Source organism: Metabacillus idriensis (assembly GCF_009674765.1).
Taxonomy (GTDB): Bacteria; Bacillota; Bacilli; order Bacillales; family Bacillaceae; genus Bacillus_P; species Bacillus_P idriensis.
The window spans coordinates 398,497-420,234 of sequence record NZ_WKKF01000002.1 but is presented as its reverse complement, the minus strand read 5'-3'; the positions used below and the strand labels follow the sequence as shown (position 1 = coordinate 420,234).

Annotated in this window: 22 protein-coding genes; 4 read left to right on the top strand and 18 right to left on the bottom strand. The window is 41.4% G+C overall.

Annotation, left to right across the window (positions count from 1 at the left end):
- Positions 1 to 162: 162 nt before the first annotated feature.
- The 5 genes from GJU41_RS10305 to GJU41_RS10285 form a co-directional block, all read right to left on the bottom strand.
- A complete protein-coding gene (locus GJU41_RS10305; protein WP_154318548.1) occupies positions 163 to 918 on the bottom strand; it encodes an iron ABC transporter ATP-binding protein in 756 nt (251 codons plus the stop codon).
- Entirely contained in the window at positions 912 to 1,862 is a 951-nt protein-coding gene (locus GJU41_RS10300; protein ID WP_154318547.1) for an iron chelate uptake ABC transporter family permease subunit, read from the bottom strand. Before GJU41_RS10300 ends, GJU41_RS10305 begins: the two co-directional genes overlap by 7 nt.
- Complete coding sequence (locus tag GJU41_RS10295) at positions 1,855 to 2,805, bottom strand: ABC transporter permease (RefSeq protein WP_070876473.1); 951 nt, start codon at positions 2,803 to 2,805, stop codon at positions 1,855 to 1,857. The genes GJU41_RS10300 and GJU41_RS10295 overlap by 8 nt, the downstream gene beginning before the upstream one ends.
- 202 nt (positions 2,806 to 3,007) lie before the next feature.
- A complete protein-coding gene (locus tag GJU41_RS10290) occupies positions 3,008 to 3,439 on the bottom strand; it encodes a MarR family winged helix-turn-helix transcriptional regulator (RefSeq protein ID WP_070876474.1) in 432 nt (143 codons plus the stop codon).
- 397 nt (positions 3,440 to 3,836) lie between these two features.
- A complete protein-coding gene (locus GJU41_RS10285; protein WP_154318546.1) occupies positions 3,837 to 4,250 on the bottom strand; it encodes a VOC family protein in 414 nt (137 codons plus the stop codon).
- 235 nt (positions 4,251 to 4,485) lie between these two features.
- Between GJU41_RS10285 and cyoE the strand changes: the two genes are divergently transcribed.
- A complete protein-coding gene (gene cyoE / locus GJU41_RS10280; RefSeq protein WP_154318545.1) occupies positions 4,486 to 5,400 on the top strand; it encodes a heme o synthase in 915 nt (304 codons plus the stop codon).
- Positions 5,401 to 5,571: 171 nt separating this feature from the next.
- On the opposite strand, the gene GJU41_RS10275 is transcribed toward cyoE, so the two are convergent.
- Positions 5,572 to 5,892, bottom strand: a complete 321-nt coding sequence (locus GJU41_RS10275; protein WP_133312692.1) for a ribonuclease E inhibitor RraB — start codon at positions 5,890 to 5,892, stop codon at positions 5,572 to 5,574.
- 159 nt (positions 5,893 to 6,051) lie between these two features.
- On the opposite strand from GJU41_RS10275, the gene GJU41_RS10270 reads away from it, so the two are divergent.
- Complete coding sequence (locus GJU41_RS10270) at positions 6,052 to 6,210, top strand: hypothetical protein (protein WP_154318544.1); 159 nt, start codon at positions 6,052 to 6,054, stop codon at positions 6,208 to 6,210.
- Between the two features lie 18 nt (positions 6,211 to 6,228).
- Here the strand turns inward: GJU41_RS10270 and GJU41_RS10265 are convergent, their stop codons facing one another.
- Together GJU41_RS10265 and GJU41_RS10260 are read right to left on the bottom strand one after the other, a co-directional pair.
- Positions 6,229 to 6,840 carry a hypothetical protein gene (locus GJU41_RS10265; protein WP_154318543.1) on the bottom strand — a complete coding sequence of 204 codons (612 nt, stop codon included), beginning with the start codon at positions 6,838 to 6,840 and terminating at the stop codon, positions 6,229 to 6,231.
- A 54-nt stretch (positions 6,841 to 6,894) separates the two neighbouring features.
- Entirely contained in the window at positions 6,895 to 7,623 is a 729-nt protein-coding gene (locus tag GJU41_RS10260) for a MerR family transcriptional regulator (protein WP_154318542.1), read from the bottom strand.
- A gap of 206 nt (positions 7,624 to 7,829) precedes the next feature.
- Here GJU41_RS10260 and GJU41_RS10255 point away from each other — a divergent pair, with 206 nt between their 5' ends.
- The gene (locus GJU41_RS10255) at positions 7,830 to 8,390 is read left to right on the top strand and encodes a hypothetical protein (protein ID WP_154318541.1); all 561 of its coding nucleotides are present in this window, start codon (positions 7,830 to 7,832) and stop codon (positions 8,388 to 8,390) included.
- Between the two features lie 123 nt (positions 8,391 to 8,513).
- Here the strand turns inward: GJU41_RS10255 and GJU41_RS10250 are convergent, their stop codons facing one another.
- The 8 genes from GJU41_RS10250 to GJU41_RS10215 all read right to left on the bottom strand — a co-directional run bounded on the left by GJU41_RS10250 (position 8,514) and on the right by GJU41_RS10215 (position 17,562).
- Positions 8,514 to 9,692 (bottom strand): PDZ domain-containing protein, encoded by a 1,179-nt coding sequence (locus tag GJU41_RS10250; protein ID WP_154318540.1) that lies wholly within the window; start codon positions 9,690 to 9,692, stop codon positions 8,514 to 8,516.
- Positions 9,693 to 9,791: 99 nt separating this feature from the next.
- Complete coding sequence (locus tag GJU41_RS10245; protein ID WP_224771394.1) at positions 9,792 to 10,145, bottom strand: swarming motility protein SwrAA; 354 nt, start codon at positions 10,143 to 10,145, stop codon at positions 9,792 to 9,794.
- A gap of 263 nt (positions 10,146 to 10,408) precedes the next feature.
- Positions 10,409 to 11,872: a S41 family peptidase gene (locus tag GJU41_RS10240; protein WP_154318539.1), complete on the bottom strand. Its 1,464-nt coding sequence runs from the start codon at positions 11,870 to 11,872 to the stop codon at positions 10,409 to 10,411.
- A gap of 1,016 nt (positions 11,873 to 12,888) precedes the next feature.
- Entirely contained in the window at positions 12,889 to 14,244 is a 1,356-nt protein-coding gene (locus GJU41_RS10235; protein ID WP_170292766.1) for a murein hydrolase activator EnvC family protein, read from the bottom strand.
- A 67-nt stretch (positions 14,245 to 14,311) separates the two neighbouring features.
- The gene (gene ftsX / locus GJU41_RS10230) at positions 14,312 to 15,202 is read right to left on the bottom strand and encodes a permease-like cell division protein FtsX (RefSeq protein WP_070878179.1); all 891 of its coding nucleotides are present in this window, start codon (positions 15,200 to 15,202) and stop codon (positions 14,312 to 14,314) included.
- Positions 15,195 to 15,881, bottom strand: a complete 687-nt coding sequence (ftsE, locus tag GJU41_RS10225; protein WP_070878181.1) for a cell division ATP-binding protein FtsE — start codon at positions 15,879 to 15,881, stop codon at positions 15,195 to 15,197. Before ftsE ends, ftsX begins: the two co-directional genes overlap by 8 nt.
- 428 nt (positions 15,882 to 16,309) lie before the next feature.
- Entirely contained in the window at positions 16,310 to 16,642 is a 333-nt protein-coding gene (gene cccB, locus GJU41_RS10220) for a cytochrome c551 (protein ID WP_070878183.1), read from the bottom strand.
- Between the two features lie 53 nt (positions 16,643 to 16,695).
- On the bottom strand, positions 16,696 to 17,562 hold the full coding sequence (locus GJU41_RS10215; RefSeq protein WP_070878185.1) for a YitT family protein: 867 nt from the start codon (positions 17,560 to 17,562) through the stop codon (positions 16,696 to 16,698).
- Between the two features lie 232 nt (positions 17,563 to 17,794).
- Between GJU41_RS10215 and GJU41_RS10210 the strand changes: the two genes are divergently transcribed.
- Positions 17,795 to 18,007 carry a hypothetical protein gene (locus tag GJU41_RS10210; RefSeq protein ID WP_154318538.1) on the top strand — a complete coding sequence of 71 codons (213 nt, stop codon included), beginning with the start codon at positions 17,795 to 17,797 and terminating at the stop codon, positions 18,005 to 18,007.
- Here the strand turns inward: GJU41_RS10210 and prfB are convergent.
- Together prfB and secA are read right to left on the bottom strand one after the other, a co-directional pair.
- A protein-coding gene (gene prfB, locus GJU41_RS10205) for a peptide chain release factor 2 (RefSeq protein ID WP_133312702.1) occupies positions 17,994 to 19,095 on the bottom strand; the annotation gives its coding sequence in 2 pieces (ribosomal slippage) (positions 17,994 to 19,022 and positions 19,024 to 19,095; 1,101 coding nt in all). The two genes, GJU41_RS10210 and prfB, sit on opposite strands and share 14 nt — an antisense overlap.
- A 58-nt stretch (positions 19,096 to 19,153) precedes the next feature.
- Positions 19,154 to 21,664 (bottom strand): preprotein translocase subunit SecA, encoded by a 2,511-nt coding sequence (gene secA, locus GJU41_RS10200; protein WP_154318537.1) that lies wholly within the window; start codon positions 21,662 to 21,664, stop codon positions 19,154 to 19,156.
- Between the last annotated feature and the right edge of the window lie 74 nt (positions 21,665 to 21,738).

The following is a 21,738-nucleotide window of genomic DNA, read 5'->3' as shown; positions in this document are numbered from 1 at the left end:
GCAGGAACTTGCTTTCCGCGGGGAGGGTGGGAGCCTCCTCGGCTATGCCTGTGGGGTCTCCCATTTCCCTCTATTTCCCGCAGGAGTCAAGTTCCTTCCGCTCCAATCCACTTAAGGGTATAAACATTTAATCTAAAAGCAACAAAGTCTACGAAAAGAGCCTTAAAAATAAACACAAATGCGATTGCCGTTTATTGTTTGGATATCGATATCCATTTCATAGATCTCTTTTAAAACAGGTGATGTAATGATTTCTTCAACAGGACCTTCCTTCACGATTTTTCCGTCCTTTAACGCGACAATAAAATCGGAATAGCAGGAAGCAAAGTTGATGTCATGAATCACAATTACGACTGTTTTCCCAAGCTCGTTTACAAGCCTTCTCAGCACTTTCATGATCTGCACGGAATGCTTCATATCGAGGTTGTTCAGCGGCTCATCCAGAAGGACATATTCTGTATTCTGGGCGATGACCATGGCAATAAATGCCCGCTGCTGCTGGCCTCCGCTCAGCTGATCCAAGTATTTATCCTCCATGTCCTGAAGCTCCATATATTGAATCGCCTCATCGACGTGCTTCACATCTTCGTTTGTCAGTTTTCCCTGAGAGTAAGGAAAGCGCCCAAAGCTGACGAGGTCCCTGATTGTTAATCGGATATTCAAATGATTGGACTGCTTCAGAATCGAGATTTTTTTGGCCAGATCATTGCTTTTCCATTCTCCAATGTCTGTGCCGTCAATAAATACCTGACCTGTATCCTTTTTAATCAACCGGCTGACCATCGACAGCAGCGTGCTTTTTCCCGCTCCGTTCGGTCCGATAAAAGAGGTGATTTTCCCTTTCTTGACCCTGACGGATACATCTTCCACTACATTCTTATTTCCATACCGTTTTGAAACCTTGCTGACTTCTACCATGATTTATTCTCCCTGAGCAGCAGATAAATAAAGTACACGCCGCCAATGAAATTGATGATCACGCTGAGCGTTGTTGAAAAGGTGAATACTTTCTCAACGATAAATTGACCGCCGAGCAAAGCAATGATGCTGATTAAAATTGATCCTGTAATCAAGTACTTGTGCTGATGGGTTTTTAAAAACTCATGCGCCACATTTGCAACAAGCAGGCCAAGGAATGTAATCGGACCAACGAGAGCTGTTGCAACGGAGACTAGAATAGCAATAATGATCAGCAGTCTTTTTACCACGCTATCGTAGTCGATCCCGAGATTTACAGCATGCTCTCTACCAAGTGATAGCACATCGAGGAAATGACTGAATTTCATAAAATAGACAGCAATTGCGGCTGCGATAAGAATCGCAGCAAGCAGGAGATCTGTATTTACATTGTTAAAGCTTGCAAACATCCGATCCTGCACGATCTGAAATTCATTCGGATCTATCAGCACCTGCATAAACGAGGACATGCTTCCGAATAACGTTCCAAACACAATCCCGACTAACAGGAGAAAATAGATGTTTCTCCCTTCTCTTTTAAAGAGCAGCTGATAGAGCAGCAGGGCAAACAGCACCATTAACCCTGCAGATAAAAGAAAGTTTATATTCTTATTGGCCATCGTCAGGGACTGAGAGCCAAAGACAAAGATGATGAACGTTTGAATAAAAAGATAGAGAGAGTCTAATCCAATGATGCTTGGCGTTAAGATTCGGTTGTTTGTAATCGTTTGAAAAATCATCGTCGAAAACGCGATGCAGCTTCCGGTCAAAACAATCGCCAAAATCTTGACTCCGCGTTTGGGGATAACATAATCGGGATTCCGTCCGACATCATAGAATAGGAAAACAGCCGCGAATAATACAGAGATAATGACAAGGATGATCAGTTTCGTTTTATTATTCATAGGCCTTTCTCCTAAACAGTAAATAAATGAAAATGATGCTTCCGATCACACCGACAGTCAACCCAATCGATATTTCATACGGATAAATGATGATGCGCCCTAAAATATCACAGAACAGAATAAATACTGCACCAAGCAATGCTGTATGAGGCAGGCTTTTTTTCAGGTTATCACCTAAATAAATGCTGACGATGTTCGGTATGATTAATCCCAGGAACGGAATGACGCCTGCTGTCAAAATAACGACTGTTGTCACAAGTGCTACAATGACAAGCCCGATATTGACAACCTGCTTATAATTCAGCCCAAGATTGGCTGAAAACTCTTCTCCCATTCCCGCTACCGTAAACCGGTTCGCATAGAAATAGGCAACAATGACAAGAGGAATACTTATGTAGATCAGCTCATACTGCCCTTTTACAATCATTGAAAAATCGCCCTGGAGCCACGACGACATATTTTGAATCAAATCATTCTTGTAGGCGAAAAAGGTGGTAATCGAACCGATGATGTTGCCGAACATTAAACCCACAAGCGGAATGAAGATCGTATCTTTAAATCTGATTCTCTCTAAAATCTTCATAAAAATGAACGTACCTGCTAATGCGAAAAGAAAAGCAACACCCATTTTTTCAAGCGGACTTGCCGCAGTGAAGATCATCAGCGATACTAAGACTCCCAATCTGGCTGAATCCATCGTTCCGGCCGTGGTCGGAGAGACAAATTTATTTCTCGTTAACTGCTGCATGATTAAACCGCAAATACTCATACTTACTCCGGCAATCAGAATGCTGATGAGCCGCGGCAGTCTGCTTATCAGGAGGATTTGCACCTGGTCATCCTGCAGATTCAGAAGATCTAATGGCGTAATGTCCTTGACCCCGATGAAAAGGGAGCTTATTGATAAAATTGTCAGCGCTAAAAACAAATATCTCTTTTTCATAACGTTTCCTTACATGCATGTATTTTTGAAGCTCATTTTCCGGGAATCACCTCATCCGCTCTAATAAAGATAATCATTCTCATTTAACCCTAAAAAAAAGAAGCTTTCGCTTGTTATTATCCTCACTTTAAATGATAATGATTTTCATTATCGTTTGTCAATATAAATTTGCTTGTTTAAACAAGTATTTATGAAAAAACTTTTATTTTAAGTTATTTCTGATTTTATCAAGGACTGCGAGACAGATTTCCATGTCTTGTTCACTGATCTCTGCTGAAGCATCCGCAATGGTTTGACTCGCTAATCCTTCGAGCTCTGACTGCAGATCTTTCATTGCTTCAGTCAAAAAAATCAGGTTTATGCGCTTATCACTTTCGTGAGGAACTCGCCTCACCAGCCCGCGCTTGATCATATTATCAATAAGCCTTGAAACACTTGCTTGATCTCTTTCATTAAGCAGGGCCAGCTGATTTTGCGTTTGGCCGTCCTTTTCATAAAGTCTGCATAGAATTTGCCACTGTTCATATGTAACAGAATAATCTCTTAAGTTTTGATTCAAACGGCTGCAGATAAGCCTTGAAGCATGAAACAGCTTATATCCGAGTGAGTTGTCCAAATAATATTTTTTGACCATAGGTGCACACCTCTTTTTAACAGTATGTCCACAAATAATGGTAGTAGAAGATACTTGTTTATGCAAGTATTATCCGAAAAAGGGGCTGGCCAGAAAGTCTGGTCTCACAAAAAATGTTGTTTTCGATTATAAATGTTGTTCGTTCCTTGCAGCGAGAGGAACTTGCTTTCCGCGGGGAGCGTGGAAGCCCCCTCGGCGAGCCTGCGGGGTCTTCCATTTCGCTCTATTTTCCCGCAGGAGTCAAGTTCCTGCAGCGTAGATCCACTAATGGTTTTAAACAACTAATCAAAAAGCAACAAGTTACTATAAGAGCCTATTTAAAAAAACAGAAATGAAATAACATTTACTCTTCATGCCTGCTTTATTTTAGGGACTTATCTGACAGCCTCCTTAAAACTTATTTAGCTATTTCAAAATTCAAATCCCAGATAATCCCGAATGTATCCTTCACCTTTGCGTAAGTGGCGCCCCAGAATGTATCCTGAAGCTCCATTAAAATCGTTCCTTTTTCAAGCAGAGCACTGTAAACGGTTCTGATTTCATCCTCTGTTTCAAACTCCAGCACCAATGAAAGATTGTTGCCCGTTTCAACGGTGTTGCCTGGAAAAGCATCTGAAACCATCAGAAGAAACTCACCTTTCTTCAAGAGGGCATGCATAATCTTATGTTCAGCCTCAGGCGGAGTTGGATAATCCGCTTCGCCATACGTCTGCATTTCAGCAATCTCGCAGCCGAAAACTCCTCTATAGTATTCCAGCGCTTCTTTCGCATTCCCATTAAACATTAAATAAGGTGTTGCTTGATGCTTCATGAACAAACACTCCTTTGCAATGGATGATACTGTCATTATAGTGGACAGCTTCCAGATACTCAATCCAATAATTATCTGAAGAATATGAAAACGTATGGAAAATGTTCACAAAGATACGACATCTTTTTGTCAAATGCTCCCGACTATTACTTTCCAGTACAAATAACTGTTAATATGTTAGATAATCAAGTATATTAGGTTGAGTTTTGGATTTAAAAAGAAAAGGAGAATTGTGATGAAAAGTACAGAGGTAATCGTAGAGGATTCTCTTTCTATAAAAAGCATCTTTTCTTGGAGTAATTTTAAAGCTATCGTCAAAGACGGCATTGTGAAGTCTAACCTTCTCGGGATGTTTGCCGGCCTTTCTGTAGCATTGTCTGTATATAATGTCAGTTTCGTGGATAACATTCTGGTCGTCATTCTTGCTCTGCTTGGAACAGCAGCTGTTGTAGGCGGTGCCGGTGCGATCAATAACTATTACGACCGCGATATCGACTCTCTTATGAAACGCACGATGGAGAGACCGACCGTTACGGGGTCGATTCATCCCAAGTTCGCTTTGTGGCTTGGCACCGCTCTTTCAATAAGCGGAATTGTGTTCTTGTTTATCATTTCACCTTTAACAGCTTTTATTGGAGCTCTTGGCTTATTTTTATACCTTGTCCCTTATACAATGTGGACAAAAAGAAAAACAATCTATAACACTGAGGTAGGAAGCTTATCCGGCGCCATTGCCCCTCTGATCGGCTGGGCAGCAATCTCGCCTGACATGTTCCACCCTGCAGCAATCGGACTATTCGTTTTAATGTTTTTATGGCAGCCTCCGCATTTCTATGCGATTGCCATCAGACGTTTAGAAGATTACAAGAATGCAAGTGTGCCAATGCTTCCTGTTGTCAAAGGAACACCGCGCGCTAAAATTCAAACAATCGTTTATTTAATTTTGCTGCTTGCATCATCATTCCTGTTCCTATCGTTCAGCAAAGTCGTCGCTTTTTCAATGTTCGCACTGACGCTTGCATGGATGCTTGCCGGAATCATCAGCTTTAAAAAGATGGATGATTACAAGTGGGCAACAATGATGTTCATTTTCTCATTGAATCATTTAACCATTATTTTTACGATGCTAATTATTGTTTCTTTCCTATAAGAAAAGCGCAAGCGCCCGTTTAGCGCAGGCATGACAGAAAAGGCGCTTTTTGCCAATACTTTCGGAGCCGTTCTGGCCGAGGAGCCTGAGCGATTCCGCTCGCCATCGAAGCGCAAAATTCTATACTTTCTTATCTCTATAAAAAAAGTCAGCCCTTTGGCTGACTTTTTTCTATTCCGTCATGACGCCCCATCCATCTGCATAGCCGCCAAGAGGCTTGGTGATTGCATCAAGCTTCTTTTGCATGGCCGTAATCTCGTTATGCTTTAAATGCATCTTGACAGAGCCAAAGCATGTCCATTCTTCTACATCATCGTCATACTCCATCATAAATTTATAGCCTTTATCAGCTAGTGCTTTCAAGATGGCTTCTCCGTTCTTCTGATCCGGAACCGCCACATAAAAATCAACCATATGGGGCTTTTTAAAATTAACGCCCTCTTTATACAGCATATTCAGTACTTTTCCATCTTCATCCTTTGGAAAATTCATATGAATCCCTCCATTCATTAAAAAAAGTGCATCTTCATTATCTTATAACAATCAAAAATTGCAATCCCCATCTAAAGTCTGAGAAAACTTCATTCCAATGATGAATTTTTTTCCGTAATCTTTTCCATATAATGAAAGTAACAAAAGGAGGCGGAAACGATGGATACAAACAACTTTTACGTTTTAGAGGAACTTAGAAAATTGGAGCAGGAGAAGCTTCATAAAAAAATGCAGTATAATGAAACATATCAATTATATTCTGAGGTACCAAGAAAGAAAGTATGCGCGGACTTTATCTTGTTTAAAATTTGCATATAACGGAGTAACAGCCAGATTTTAAATCTGGCTGTTTTCCAATTCAAAAAATCGCTCAATTTTTATAAAATTCTCTTCTAAATTCGAGCTGCCGTCCACTTGTAAAACCTTTAATCCTAAGCTCATCGCTTCTTCATTCACAAGCTTTGCAAATAAAGCATCTCTCTTCATCCAATTATTAAAAGCAATCTCCGGATCTTCAGTATCTTTCAATACAGCTTTAATCCAATCACGCTTCTGATAATACTTTCTTTGAAAAGCCTCTGTTGGGATCAGCCAGATGGCTTTATGATTTTCTTTTATATAGGGCGCTGCGAGTGAAGGCATTAACTGATTTCCTTCGACAACTGGCTTATTGATCTTTTGGAGATCTTGTAAAACAAATGAGAAATCTTCCTGAAAGGATTGAATGTAGACCCTTAATTGATCTTCAAGGCACCTGGAGTAAAAGGCTTCATTTGGATTCATCTCTGCAGCTTTTTTCATAGCCAGGTGCTTTTTGGGCGAGATGAATTGTACATGCTTATAAAAGTGATCATCACATGAGTAGTATTGCAGACCATGTTTATCAGCAAGCATTTTTGCGAGCGTACTTTTGCCGCAACAAGAAGAGCCGCCAATCCAATAGATCATCCTGGTCCCTCCTCACTTAAAAACGGCGACCCTCTCGGGAATCGCCGTCCGCCTTTATTTCTTATGGTTATCCGCGTAAACAGCCATTGCATCCCTCATGTATGCAGCTAACCCTTCACCGAACTTATCAATATTTTTCGTAAACCGTTCATCATCCACATACATTTGCCCGAGTCCTTTAAAAGCATCAAGGGAATAATCACCAAACTCGTTCAGCAGTACATACCATTCTCCGATTGCAGCCTGTGACTCTTCTGAAGAAGGTGATTCATGACGCAGATCTGCAAGCTTTCTATAAAGATTGTTAAAGTTCTCCTGCATCTCTTTGGTCATGCCGGCTGCTTTTGCGTTGGCTTTATTAACTGCATCGTCTCCCCAGCGTTCACGCGCTTCCTGTTCATAAGGATTTTGACTGAAGTCAAAGCCTTCAAATTTTTCTTTTTGTGACATCTCAATTTCTCCTTTCGTATGTTTGATTGTTTTCTCAACCGTTGCAATCATCTGATCCAGCCGGTTCCGCTTCTCTAGCAGCATTTTTCTGTGCAGCATGAGCGCTTCTTCCCGGTCAAATGAAGGACTGCTGATAATTTCTTTTATTTTCTTTAAAGGTAAACCAAGCTCTTTAAAAAATAAGATCTGCTGCAGCGTTTCGAGATTTTCGCTGGAATAAAGCCGGTATCCAGAGGCGGTCATCTCATCTGGCGTCAACAATCCGATTTCATCATAATGATGCAGTGTGCGCACACTAATTCCAACTAAATCCGCGACTTCTTTTACTTTCATAAGCTATCAGCCTCCCTTCACTATTCACTTTAAGGTATGACGTAACGTTAGAGTCAATATGTTTTTATTTTTTAAAAGGCTGTGTTTTATACCTCTGTTGATAATTTTCAAATTTTATTTAGAAATGGAAATGGTCTGAAAAAATGCCTATTCATCGAAACTTTAAAGTATTTCAAACGTATTACATATAAAAAGGGAGTGGTGCTATGTTAAACAATCATAACAAAGTAAAATCCGTTTTTATATGTTTAATGTTGATAATGTCAGGGTTGTTACTAGCTGCTTGTTCTCAAAAAGATGATGAAAATCAGCATAAGACAGCAATAAAAGAAGTTCTTGGTCACCTTTTTACTGGTCCGGATGAGAGGTTTATGGATCTATTGTGGAATCCTAAATATAGGACTGTTTTGAATAATAAAGAAGAGAACCCAGAGTTAGATAAATATCTAGCAGAAATATACGGACCCTACATGACAGATTCTTATCTCCATCCGTTCCTATCAACTATTGGTGCTCATTATCCAACTTTTGCTTACGATAATGGATATAAGTTAAGTCTCAATAATATTACGATTAATCAAAGCGAGAATAATTCAACTCTATATACCTTCACAGCAGAGGTCGGGTATCAGAAGAATGGGGAAGAAGAAAAAACTGCAAATGTAGAAGGAGAAGTCATCTTCTCTTCAAAAGTCGAGGGGAAAATCGAGGGATTCCAATACATAAATGAAAATGGCTTGTCAGATAAATTAAGAACCAGCAATTGAACAATTAAACAAGCATATAAAAAGGACCAAATTTGGTTCTTTTATTGAATGGAAATAACACTATTGTTTACCCTAGCCTTTCCAAAAAGAAAAGACTTTAGCATAATGCTAAAGTCAAGTTTGTCAGACTGCCTCTGTCCCCCACTTTTTCTCATCCTGCACAAACAGAATGCCAAGCTCGTGGTGTTCGCCTTTGTAAATGGCTCCCTGGACAAAGCGGATCTCTCCGTTTAAGCCGATGACTTCCATTTTGCAGAAAGCACCGTTAATTTGCAGGGCCTGGTAAAACTCATCGACCGTCTTGACCGAGGCTCCATTTGTTTTCATAATGATTTCCCCAACTTCAAGCTCAAGCTTAACGGCAGGAGAGTGCGGCAAAATGCCAAGCACCATCAGGCCATGATCCCGCTTTGAGAAATAAAAGGCTGCCGAGTTATCATTCATCCGCTGCCTGACGGTCAAAAATTCCCTGCCGATGATGGCAAGCAGTGCTGCTGCGAATGCGAGCGGCATAAACCAGACACTTACGACCGCAACGGCTGAAATAATCAATCCCAGCCAAATGACGCGCTTAGACGTCACCATAATACTTTCTTTAGGCAATGAACCCTGAACTCTTTGATGAAACCCAATGATGTAAGGAATGAACACAAAAAGAAACGGCTCGTCTCCGATGGTAATCACAGGCCACCAAGACAGGCTTTCCGTAAAAGAGCCTCCTGGAACGAGCAAAAACAGCGGCAGCAGCCATGTGCGGTTTGCGACATGATTTCCAATCGGAAGTCCCCTGCTGCTTTTTAATAAAAACGGTGAAGTCTTTAGATGAGCTGTCCGGTAAGCAAGAACACCTTCCGCGATCATAAGCAGCCCCATTACTATCGCAAGTATGGAAAAGCTTGTCTCATTTAAATCAGGTAAAAAAGAGACGGCATCTGCCTGCATAAAGAGAAAAACAGCCAAGATGGTCAGTCCCATCGTATAAGCAGGCGAAAGAAAGCGCAGCTGAAAAGTAAGAGACAAAATAACGGTCACGGCTGCCAGCAGAATAATGGAACCTAGCGGAATCATCATGCCAAGTCCAAATGTAACGGCAGACAAAAGAAGACCGGCCATCAGCCCTTTAGAATATGTAAACCGCACTTCTTCATAGATATCTTGAATTCTTGTATGGAAGGATTTACGCTCCCGCTTTATGCGAATAAACCCAAGCACAAGTGAATAAATAAGGAAAAAATAAACGAGAGGATGAATAAAAAACCTTCCCAATGCCAAAAGAAATTCCAGCAACCAGTTTTCGAGCAAACTTCATACACCACCTTGATTGCTTTCGTCTGTTTAAGTAAACGATTAATGCTATTTTATCAGAAATAGAATAGGATGAATATCATATTCTGACCGAGTTTACTTTAATTTGCTCCAAAGATGCAAATTCGAAAGTGAAAAATCAAGGAGTGAATCATCTACTTTAAAATCCAGCACTTCTTCTATCAGCTGCATAGACCGTTTTATATCCGTGAGGTTTAACGAAAGACGCTTGTAGTTCTCCGTTAAATAGTGAAAGTATTCTTGAATGCAAACTTTATCGATTTCCTGCAGTCTCTTAACATCTGTGTAGTTTGCCAAGTACATGCAGAACAGCTGAACCCATTTGCTGACCTTCGCATGTGAGGAATTTGCAGATTGCAGTCTTTCTTTAAATTCTTCTGTCAACTGTCGATAAGTTTGTTCTCTCATCACACTTGCCCTTTTTTTCAATTGATCTCCCCATCTTTCTGTGTTTAGAGTGTGTTGTAGAACAGTACTTCCATCGTAAAACTATTATCCCGATTAATCAACTAGCTAAAGTTTCATTTTTATGTGCGCGAAAAGTCTCTACTAATTATAAAAATACGGAAATCCCTTCTGATTTTCGTCGTTTTTCACACAAAAGATTTGAAAATCGTCCTAATTATAGTTATTTTGTTAGTAAATTCCATAAAAATAGAGCCAGCTCACTAGTTTGCAAGCTGGCCCTGTTTTTATTTAGATAATGTTTCGATAGCTTTCTCAAGCTGAAGATCATGTTTTCCATCTAAACGCTGCTCAGAAACCTTTTGATTAATGGTTTCTGCAGTTTGATCATCAATATTCCCAGTAGCTGAAAGCTTATTTTTCTTTTGAAAATCCTTTACGGCTTCAGCCATTTTCTTGCCAAAATATCCATCTTCTCTGCCTGGATCATAGCCTAATCCTTTTAAAAGAATTTGTGCTGTTTTTATTTGCTCATCATTCATATCGACTGCGAGCGGTTTTTCCAGCTGAATCGGCGGGGTTGTCAGATGTTTAGGCTGTGAAACCCTGATGGTTGGTTCAACCCCTTTTTTATGAATCCAATTGCCTTCTGGTGTGAGCCATTTATAAAGAGTCAGCTTGATGTTGCTGCCGTCACCCATAGGAACAGCCTGCTGAACAGTGCCTTTTCCAAAAGAGGTCTCGCCAATAATCTCATACTGCCCGGCTTCCTTTAAAGCTCCCGCAAGAATTTCAGAAGCAGATGCACTTCCTTTATCAATCAGTACTGTCACCGGATAGTCTTTTTTCTCAGTTAAGCTTGAGAAATAGCGTTTTTTATCACCATTGCGCTCTTCAATTTGAATATAAGGCTGTTCCTTTGTCACAAATTGCTTCAGAATTTCTTCAACACTCTGTAAGTATCCGCCCGGATTTCCGCGAACATCAAGGACTAGTCCTTTCATGTTTTTTTGCTCAAGCTTTGCTAATTCCTCGGTGAAATCTTTAGCCGTATCCTCTGAGAAAGAGGTAATTTCAATATAGCCGTATTTAGATTTCCCTTTCGTTTTGACAGAGCTGAAGACTGTTTCAATTGGAATTTCGTCACGTGTCACATCAAAGCTCAGTTTTTCTTTTGAACCAGTCCGCAACACTTCAATTTTAACCTTTGTCCCTTTTTTACCGCGGATTTTCAGAACCGTATCGTTCAAGTCGCTGCCGACTACAGACTCGCCATCAATGGCAATGACCTGATCGTTCGGCTGCAAACCTGCTTTTTCTGCAGGTGAATTTTTAAATGGGGAGACGATAATGATTTTGCCGCCATCCATTCCCACTTCAGCTCCGATGCCTTCAAAAGAAGAATCAAGACTGTCAGAGAATTGCTTGGCCGTTTCTTTATCCATATAGACAGAATAAGGATCATCAAGAGTGGACAGCATGCCTTGAATTGCTCCTTCAAGCAGCTCCTCCTCATCGACTTCTTCCACATATTTGCTCGAGATTAAGTCATAGGCCTGTTTCACTTTCTCAAGTCCTTCAACTTCCTGATCCCGGTCTTGCTTTAACACATCAGTCACAGCAGGAACGGCAAGCTCTTCTGCTCTTGTCTCCTGCTGATCATGCTCCATAAACTGCTGGCCTGCGTACATGCCGCCCGCACCCAGTGCCACTGAGAGAACCATCATAAGAGCTGTGACTTTTTGCTTCATCTTGTTCCTCCTTCTAAAAGGTAAAGTATGTACGGTCTTTTGAATAAACTCGTATCTCTAGTATATGTGAAAAAAGGAAAAATCATGTAGGACAAGATGATTCCTCTGAAAAATAAGGGAACAAAAGAAAAGCGCAAGCGCCTTGGTCAAATCCGATAGGCAGATAAGAATCCGACGGAAAAGTCCTGGTCCCGCCATTTTATTTGAAAACAGGTTTAGATTTTGAATGGTGAAAGATGATCGAGCACTGGAGCGGGAAATGGGAGGTATTCTCTGCTTTCATTTTTTGGAGAGGTTATCCGTGGCATTCTTACCCTCCAATACCGTTATTCGGTTTAGCGGGGTACGATTCTGCCTCTTTCTTACCCTCCAATACCGTTATTCGGTTTAGCAGGGTACGATTCACTCGCTTTCTTACCCTCCAATACCGTTATTCGGTTTAGCAGGGTACGATTCACTCGCTTCCTTACCCTCCAATATCGTTATTCGGTTTAGCGGGGTACGATTCCGCCGCTTTCTTACCCTCCAATACCGTTATTCGGTTTAGCGGGGTACGATTCCGCCGCTTTCTTACCCTCCAATACCGTTATTCGGTTTAGCGGGGTACGATTCCGCCGCTTTCTTACCCTCCAATACCGTTATTCGGTTTAGCAGGGTACGATTCACTCGCTTCCTTACCCTTCAATACCGTTATTCGGTTTAGCAGGGTACGATTCACTCGCTTCCTTACCCTTCAACACCGTTATTCGGTTTAGCAGGGTACGATTCACGCGCTTCCTTACCCTACAACACTGCTAGATTGTTGTTATTAAATGTGAAAAAAATTATAAACACTAGTGAATCTACGCTGCAGGCACTTGACTCCTGCGGGAAAATAGAGGGAAATGGGAGACGTCGCAGGTATGCTGAGGAGGCTCCACCATTGCCTAGACTAAAAATAGTATTAAAAGTGCACACATCTCTATTCGTGACAAATAAAAAAACTCCTAAAACACAATGTTTTAGGAGTTTGATGACTATTGTAAGAACTGCATTGGGTTAACTGGGTTTTTCCAAGCACCATCGTGAATTTCGAAGTGAAGATGCTTGCCTGTTGAACGGCCTGTGTTACCCATGAATCCAAGCTGCTGACCTTTGCTTACAGATTGTCCGCTGCTTACATGGCGGGCATCTAGATGAGCATAGACAGTTGTGTATACTTTACCGTCGATGTTATGTGAGATGAATACACAGTTTCCATAGCTGCTTGAGTAGTAAGAACGGATAACTGTTCCTGCTGCTGCTGCAACAACCGGTACATTGCTTGCTCTGTTTGCAATATCAATACCAGCGTGCAATTTGCCCCAGCGATGACCATAACCTGATGTAAATGTACCTTGTGCAGGCCACATGAACTTACCTCCAGTTACCGCCGGTGCCGGTGCTGGCTCCGGAGCTGGTGCAGGTGCTGGCGCTGCTGATTCGTTAGAAGAAGATGCTGCCGGCTTTTTAGCCGCTGCTGCTTTTGCTGCTTCTGCTTTCGCTGCCGCCGCTGCTTCAGCTTCCTGCTTTGCTCTTGCAGCAGCTTCTGCAGCTTCGCGCTTACGCTGTTCTTCTAATTGTTTTTGACGTTCCATTTCTTTTTGGATTGCTGCTTCCTGCTCTTTCAAGAATGCTGCTTCGTCTTCTAATTCATAGATAGCAGCTTCCGTTTCTTGATGCTGAGCTTTCACTTGCTTAATTAAGCCTTCTTTTTCTTTTGCTTGCTTTGCTAACTGTTGTTTTAAAGATTCTAACTCAGTTAATGCTGTTTCAAGCTTCTGAAGTTGGCTACTTAGTTCTGCTTCACTTTGCTCTAGAAGTTTTTTGTCTTCCTCGTGGGCTTTGATAATTTCTTTATCTGCATCAACAATCGTTGTTACTGCACTTACGCGTGTAACAAGATCACCGAAATCCTGAGCACCTAGTAGCACATCTAAATAGCTTACTACACCGCCGCTCTCCTGTAGAGATCGCACACGGTCCTCTAGAAGTAGATTACGTTTTTTGATACGCTCTTTAACTTCTTCAATTTGAACCTTTAATTCTTCGATTTTTTGTTTTGCTGCTTCGATTTCAGCTTGACGCTCACGAATCTTCTCATTTGTATCAGCCGTTTGCTTATCAAGTCTTTCGATTTCGTTATTCAAGCTTTTCTCTTTTTGTTCAAGCTCTGATAACTGACCTTGTTTTTCTTGGATGTTTGAATCAATGCCGGAACGCTCATTTTGAATATCTGCTTTTTTCTTTTCAAGATCAGCGTTTGCATAAGCTTTTTCTTGGGTAATTGGAATAATAATAGAGCTTGTCCCTATTAAAGCAGCCAACCCAAGCGATAAGATTTTCTTTCTCACTCTCTAGTTCCTCCCTTTATCTATCATCCTCTAAACGAGGAAACCAGCAATCTATCAGATTGCCAGTTTATACTCTTAAGAACTTGCGGACAGACATTAAGCTTCCCCATACTCCGATTAATGCGCCTATTAAGATCAGAATAGCTGATACTTGGAAGACGAATGGACTAAACGGAAGTAATTGAACAAATGAACCTGCAACTTTCGGTTCAACCCATGTAAATAAATAGTTGTACGTGGCCATTACGAGTACAATCGGAATGATCGAGCCCATAATTCCAAGCATTAATCCTTCTAAGAAGAACGGCCAGCGGATAAACCAGTTTGTTGCGCCTACTAGTTTCATAATCTCTATTTCATGCCTTCTGGCAAAAATCGTAATTTTAATCGTATTTGAGATAAGGAACATGGCCGTAAAGACTAATCCAATAATCAATGCGATGCCGATGTTTCTTGAGATTTCAACAAAATTGAACAGTTTTTCTACTTCTTCCTTGCCGTACAGAACTTTATACGCTCCATTAAATCCCTCAATCTTCTTCGCGATTTGAGGTGTTTCGCGCGGATCTTCCGTTTTGATGACGATCACATCATTCAAAGGATTGTTCTGTTCAAAAAGCTGATACGATTTACCCTGTTCTCCCATGCTGCTGATCAGGTTATCAAGCTCTTTTTCTTTTGGAGAAAGTTTAATAGATGCGATGCCGCTCAGGTTGTCTACCTTGTTCCTGAGCTCTTTTTGTTCCTCCGGCGTGCTTGTCACATCAACCAGCACCCGTATTTCAACGTCCTCTTCAACTTTAGAAGCAAAGTTGTTTAAGTTCATCATAATAACCAGGAACGTTCCGACAAGGATTAAAGTGACAGTTACGGCACTGACTGACGCAAATGTCATCCAAGCATTACGGCTTAAGCTTTTTAATGTTTCTTTGAAGTGACGCCCAAGGGTTCTAATCATAAATCCCATACTCCCCTCTAGCCTCGTCACGCACAATCTTTCCATCTTCGATCGCGATGACTCGTTTTTTCATGGTGTTTACTATTTCACGGTTGTGTGTCGCCATCACAACAGTCGTTCCTCGATTGTTGATCTCCTCGAAGATGCTCATGATCTCCCAGGACGTATCAGGGTCAAGGTTTCCTGTCGGCTCATCTGCGATGACAACCCCAGGATTGTTAATAATTGACCGTGCAATCGATACGCGCTGCTGTTCTCCTCCTGATAACTCATTAGGGAAAAATCTAGCCTTATGCTTGAGCTGAACAAGATCTAAAACGTCCAGCACTTTCTTTTTGATAATTCTAGGATTCTCTCCAATAACTTCAAGAGCAAATGCAATGTTTTCAAAAACTGTTAACTTAGGCAAAAGTTTAAAGTCCTGAAAAACAACGCCGATGCTTCTTCTTAAATAAGGAACTTTCTTTTCCCGCAATTTAGCAAGATTAATTCCATTGATCACGATTTTGCCGTCTGTTGGTCTTTCTTCACGGTACATCATTTTAATAAATGTTGATTTACCAGCACCGCTCGGACCGACAACATAAACAAATTCGCCCTGATCTATTTTTACATTTATTCCATTAATGGCAAGAACGCCATTTGAATACGTTTTAAAAACGTCTGTCATTTCGATCATATTTTTATCACCCAAAGCTGTTTATTTTGTAGATTACGTGGTGTCCGCTGGTTTGTGTTAAATAGAGAGTCTCGGAATATGTATCCAATATTTTCATATATTAATAAGATTACCCACAAAAAATATTATAACATCAAAGTTCGGCAAAAATAGACTTAAAAATATTACAGTTTCATTTCAACGTCGTAAATTGTAGAATTTTATCGATTTACAATCATTTATAGTTCCAATGTTAGAGCCATTGGCAGCGCTTTAATCTAAATATTAGAACTTTCTGACTAATAAGACAATCTTTTTTTAGGGATTAAATAATGGTAAATTTTTCTGAGTGTCGAAAGGTTTTACTTGCGGATTGGATGAAATTAGGTTAAAAAGGGGAAGAAAAACAGGAAAACCAGCCATATCATCTGGCTGGCCTTGTATGCAAATTACTTTTTCTGAGCCAGCCATTCTGCTACGACAGCTGCGTCTGTTTCATTAATAAGACCGGCAGGCATTCCGCCCTGACCTTTATTAATAATGCTTTCAATTTTCTCTTGATCATATTTACCGCCAACTTTTTCAAGGCTTGGTGCTGCGCCGCCGCCTTCAAGATTCTGCCCATGACAGCTGATGCAGTTTTGCTGTACGATTTCTTCAGCTTTTGCCGTATCCTTTGAACCTGTATCGTCCTTCGGCTCTTCTCCGGCATTATCTCCGCCTCCGCATGCTGCGAGCGCAAGTGATGTTCCAAATAATAGTGCGAATAGTTTTGTTTTCATTGCCAAAATCCTCCTCAAATAAGGATATAAAATACATTTCTATTATATCCTATCTACGCCCTCTTGAAACCTTCACCGAGCACATCAGAAGCATCCATAACGACGACAAACGCAGACGTATCAATGCTTTTTACGAGTTGTTTCAATTTGGTGAATTCTGTTTGATCGACGACACACATCAAAATCGGCCGTTCATTATCCGTGTAGCCTCCGAATGCAGACAGTTTGGTCACTCCCCTGTCAATTTCACTGAGAATCGCCTTTCTGACTTCTTCTTCCTGATTCGTAATGATCATTGTCATCTTAGAACGCCCAAGCCCAACTTGAACGATATCGATCGTTTTGCTGGTAACATAAAGAGCTACAAGTGCATAAAGACCAAGTTCAATATCAAAAACAACCGCTGCTGTCAGCACAATCAGACCATCTATTAAAGCTACACATGTGCCGAGAGAGAGCCCCGTGAACTTATGAATGATCTGTGCCGCAAGGTCTGTCCCTCCTGTTGAGGCTTTCCCTCTAAAAACAAGACCGAGACCGAGGCCTACCCCGATTCCCCCAAAAATCGCTCCAAGCAAAGGATCTGTGGTCGCAGGCGCCATATCTTTCGTTAGAAAGACGACAAATGGAAGGAAAATGGTTCCTATCAATGTTTTTAAACCAAATTGCTTGCCCAGGAGCAGAACTCCAGCAATAAATAAAGGAATGTTGAAAGCCCACTGAACATATGCAGGTTCAAATCCAAATAACGAATCGGTAATCGTACTGATGCCGCTCACTCCGCCGGATGCTATGCGGTTAGGCAGGAGAAACAAATTAAAGGCAATGGCAACGATTCCAGAACCGAGTAAAATAAATAAATAAGAAGTGATTTTTTCTAAAACAGGATTGTATGTACGAGTGCGTTTACGCTGAAACATCTTGTATCCTCCATCTATGAAAACACTTGTTTTTTGTCATAACCTTACAGAGTATAGCACCCGGCTGAACAAGCTGTAAATAACAGTGGTATAAAGTGCTAAAGAGGTAAAGGGTTGGAGTTAGTTTTTACTATAGATGAAGGATTTAGCCATATTTAGTTTAAGTCGAAACAGTTAAAATCTCTGAACTCCCCTGGTTTATTATAGAATTTCAAGTGTAATAAGGTTTGATATGGATTTACTGTCCGAAATTGGAACTATACTTGCCGAAAAGCGTTTTTTACTTGCAAAAATAGTAGAAATACTTGGCGAATTGATTCATTTACTTTCTTTTTTCCAGACACCTGCTAAAGTCGAAAAAGCAAGACACGAATGTGCAAATCATATCAACATAAAAAAGCAGCCGCCCAAAGGACAGCTGCTTCATTTCTTTATGAAAGTTTAGAACGCAAGTATGCATCAATGAATGGATCTAGGTCGCCGTCCATGACACCTTGGACGTTTCCGCTCTCCGTACTTGTACGGTGATCTTTTACAAGTGAATACGGGTGGAAGACGTAAGATCGGATTTGTGATCCCCAGCCGATTTCTTTTTGTTCTCCGCGGATTTCGTCAAGCTCTGCCTGCTGCTCGTCAAGCTTCAGCTGATAAAGCTTTGCTTGAAGCATTTTCATGGCTCTCTCACGGTTTTTAATCTGGGAGCGCTCAGTTTGGCATGTCACAACCGTATTGGTTGGAACATGTGTGATACGGACGGCTGAGTCAGTTGTATTGATATGCTGACCGCCGGCACCGCTCGCACGGTACGTATCAATTTTAAGGTCCTCTGTGCGGATATCAATGTCGATTTCATCATTGAATTCAGGCATCACTTCGCAAGATACAAACGATGTATGGCGACGGCCTGATGCATCAAATGGTGAAATACGGACAAGACGGTGAACCCCTTTTTCCGCTTTCAAGTAACCGTAGGCGTTATGACCTTTGAAAAGAAGCGTGACACTCTTAATGCCAGCTTCATCACCAGGCAGATAATCAAGTGTTTCAACCTTAAAGCCTTTCTTTTCGCCCCAGCGAGTATACATGCGGAGCAGCATGGAACCCCAGTCCTGGGACTCCGTTCCGCCAGCACCTGGATGAAGCTCAAGAATCGCATTATTTTTATCATGAGGCTCGCTTAATAGGAGCTGAAGCTCAAATTCGCTCATAGCTGTTGTCAGGTCTGTTACTTCACTTTCAAGCTCAGCGTGAAGTTCAGCATCAAACTCCTCTTTTAAAAGCTCATGAGTCATTTCGAGATTTTCATGTGTTTCGTTCATTTCATTGAATTGGTTGACCGCTTCTTTTAAAGCATTGCTTTCATTAATAACTGCCTGTGCTTCGCTTTGACTGTCCCAGAAATTCGGATGGGACATCATTTCATCTAGCTCATCAATGCGAGCCTGTTTATGATCGAGGTCAAAGAGACCCCCTAAAAGCCGCTAATTTCTTAGCCATTTTTTCAAGTTCGTTCCGGATATCTGCAAGTTCCATAATAATTCTCCTCTAAAATAGGGGTAAAGAGAGGTGCTTAACACCTCTCTTTCCTGATTTACTTACCGCAGCAGTTTTTGTATTTTTTGCCGCTTCCGCATACACATGCTTCATTTCGGCCAATTTCCATCTGCTTTTTCACAGGTTTTTTCTTAGGCGCCTCGTCTCCCTCTTTCGGGTGTGTGGCCTCCTGTGGTTTTGCAACTTCCTCACGCTCAAGGTTGTTGCGGATTTCTGCTTTCATGATATATTTTGCAGCATCTTCTTCAATCGATGCAATCATGTTTTCAAACATTGCAAAGCCTTCCATTTGATACTCGCGAAGCGGATCTGTCTGACCATATGCGCGAAGGTGAATACCTTGACGCAATTGATCCATTGCATCAATATGATCCATCCATTTCGTATCAACCGCACGAAGCAGAATAACCTTTTCGAATTCGCGCATCTGCTCTTCGCCGAACGCTTCTTCTTTTTGGCTGTAGCGTGCTTTTGTTTTCTCAAGCACTAGCTCAGTGATTTCTTCAGATTCTTTTCCTTTGAAATCATTCACTGTAAAGATGCCTTCTTCAAGAAGATTGGCATTCAGATAATCAAGCAGTCCTTCAAGATTCCATTCCTCAGGAAGCTCGTCCTTAGGAGTGTACATCGCAACAACACGCTCAACTGTTGATGTCACCATGCCTTCAACGATGCTGCGAAGGTTTTCTGAATCAATAACATCAAAGCGCTGCTTGTAAATGACTTCACGCTGCTGACGAAGAACATCGTCATATTGCAGAAGCTGTTTACGCGCATCAAAGTTATTGCCCTCAACACGTTTTTGCGCAGATTCAACCGCACGGGTAACAATTTTACTTTGAATCGGCTGTGAATCATCCATGCCGAGACGATCCATCATCGCCATCATATTCTCAGAACCGAATCGTCTCATCAATTCATCTTCCATTGAAAGGTAGAATTGAGTCACACCAGGGTCTCCCTGACGGCCAGAACGTCCGCGGAGCTGATTATCAATACGGCGTGATTCATGGCGTTCTGTCCCAATAACGGCTAAACCGCCAAGCTCTATGACACCAGGTCCAAGCTTGATATCCGTACCGCGTCCTGCCATGTTTGTTGCGATTGTAACGGAACCTTGGTGACCCGCATTCTCGATAATTTCGGCTTCGCGCTCATGGTTCTTCGCATTCAGAACATTATGAGGAACACCTTTTTTCTTCAAAAGCTTAGAAATAAGCTCTGACGTTTCAACAGCGACTGTACCAACCAATACTGGCTGCCCTGCAAAATAACGAGTCGTTACATCATCCACAACCGCCTTAAACTTGCCCTCCATTGAACGGTAAACAAGATCGGCGCGGTCATCACGGACAACATCACGGTTCGTAGGAATCGCAACAACCTGCATGTTGTAAATGTTGCGGAACTCCTCTTCTTCCGTTTTCGCTGTACCCGTCATACCGGAAAGCTTCTCGTACATGCGGAAGTAGTTCTGGAACGTAATCGTTGCAAGCGTCATGCTCTCATTTTGAATCTCAAGACCTTCTTTAGCTTCAATCGCCTGATGAAGACCATCACTGTAGCGGCGGCCTTTCATTAAACGTCCTGTAAATTGGTCAACGATGACAACATTTCCATCTTCAACTACGTAATCTACATCATTGTGCATCACAACATGCGCTCTTAATGCCATATTAATATGATGATTCAATGAAACATGTGTAAGATCAAAAAGATTTTCAATATGGAATGCTTTTTCAGCTTTGGACATTCCGTCTTCTGTCAGCTGAACGCCTTTTGTTTTTTCATCAAACGTATAATCTTCATCCCGTTTAAGAGAACGGACAAAACCGTTTGCCTGCACATAAAGCATGGTTGACTTTGCAGCAGAGCCGGAGATAATCAGCGGTGTACGCGCTTCGTCAATCAAGATGGAGTCAACTTCATCGATGACAGCATAATGAAGCGGACGCTGAACCATCTGCTCTTTGTAAAGCACCATGTTATCGCGCAAGTAATCAAAGCCTAATTCATTATTAGTAGAATACGTGACATCAGCCGCATAAGCTGCACGCTTTTCTTCTTTTGAAAGGCCGTTTGTATTTAAGCCTACTGTTAAACCAAGGAATTCATACAGCTTGCCCATTTCAACAGCATCACGGCTTGCAAGGTATTCATTGACTGTTACAACATGAACGCCTTTTCCAGATAGAGCATTCAAGTAAACAGGCATTGTGGAAGTTAACGTTTTACCTTCCCCAGTTTTCATCTCAGAGATATTCCCGTCATGAAGGGCAATACCCCCCATTAACTGAACAGGATAAGGGTATAAGCCAAGAACACGCTTTGCAGCTTCGCGTACGACTGCAAATGCTTCAGTCAGAAGGTCATCGACGCTCTCTCCTTTTGCAATGCGCCCTTTGAACTCCTGTGTTTTCGCCTTTAGATCTTCATCAGAAAGCTTTTCCATATCTGATGCAAGCGACTCTATTTGATTAGCCATTTTTTCATATTTATTTAATGCACGTTTGTTAAAATCAAACACCTTATTTAAGATTCCAAGCATTTTATACGCTCCTCTGTCTAATGAAGTGCCATACATGAACAGTATTCATGAGAACCCGCTAGAAATTTCAAAAC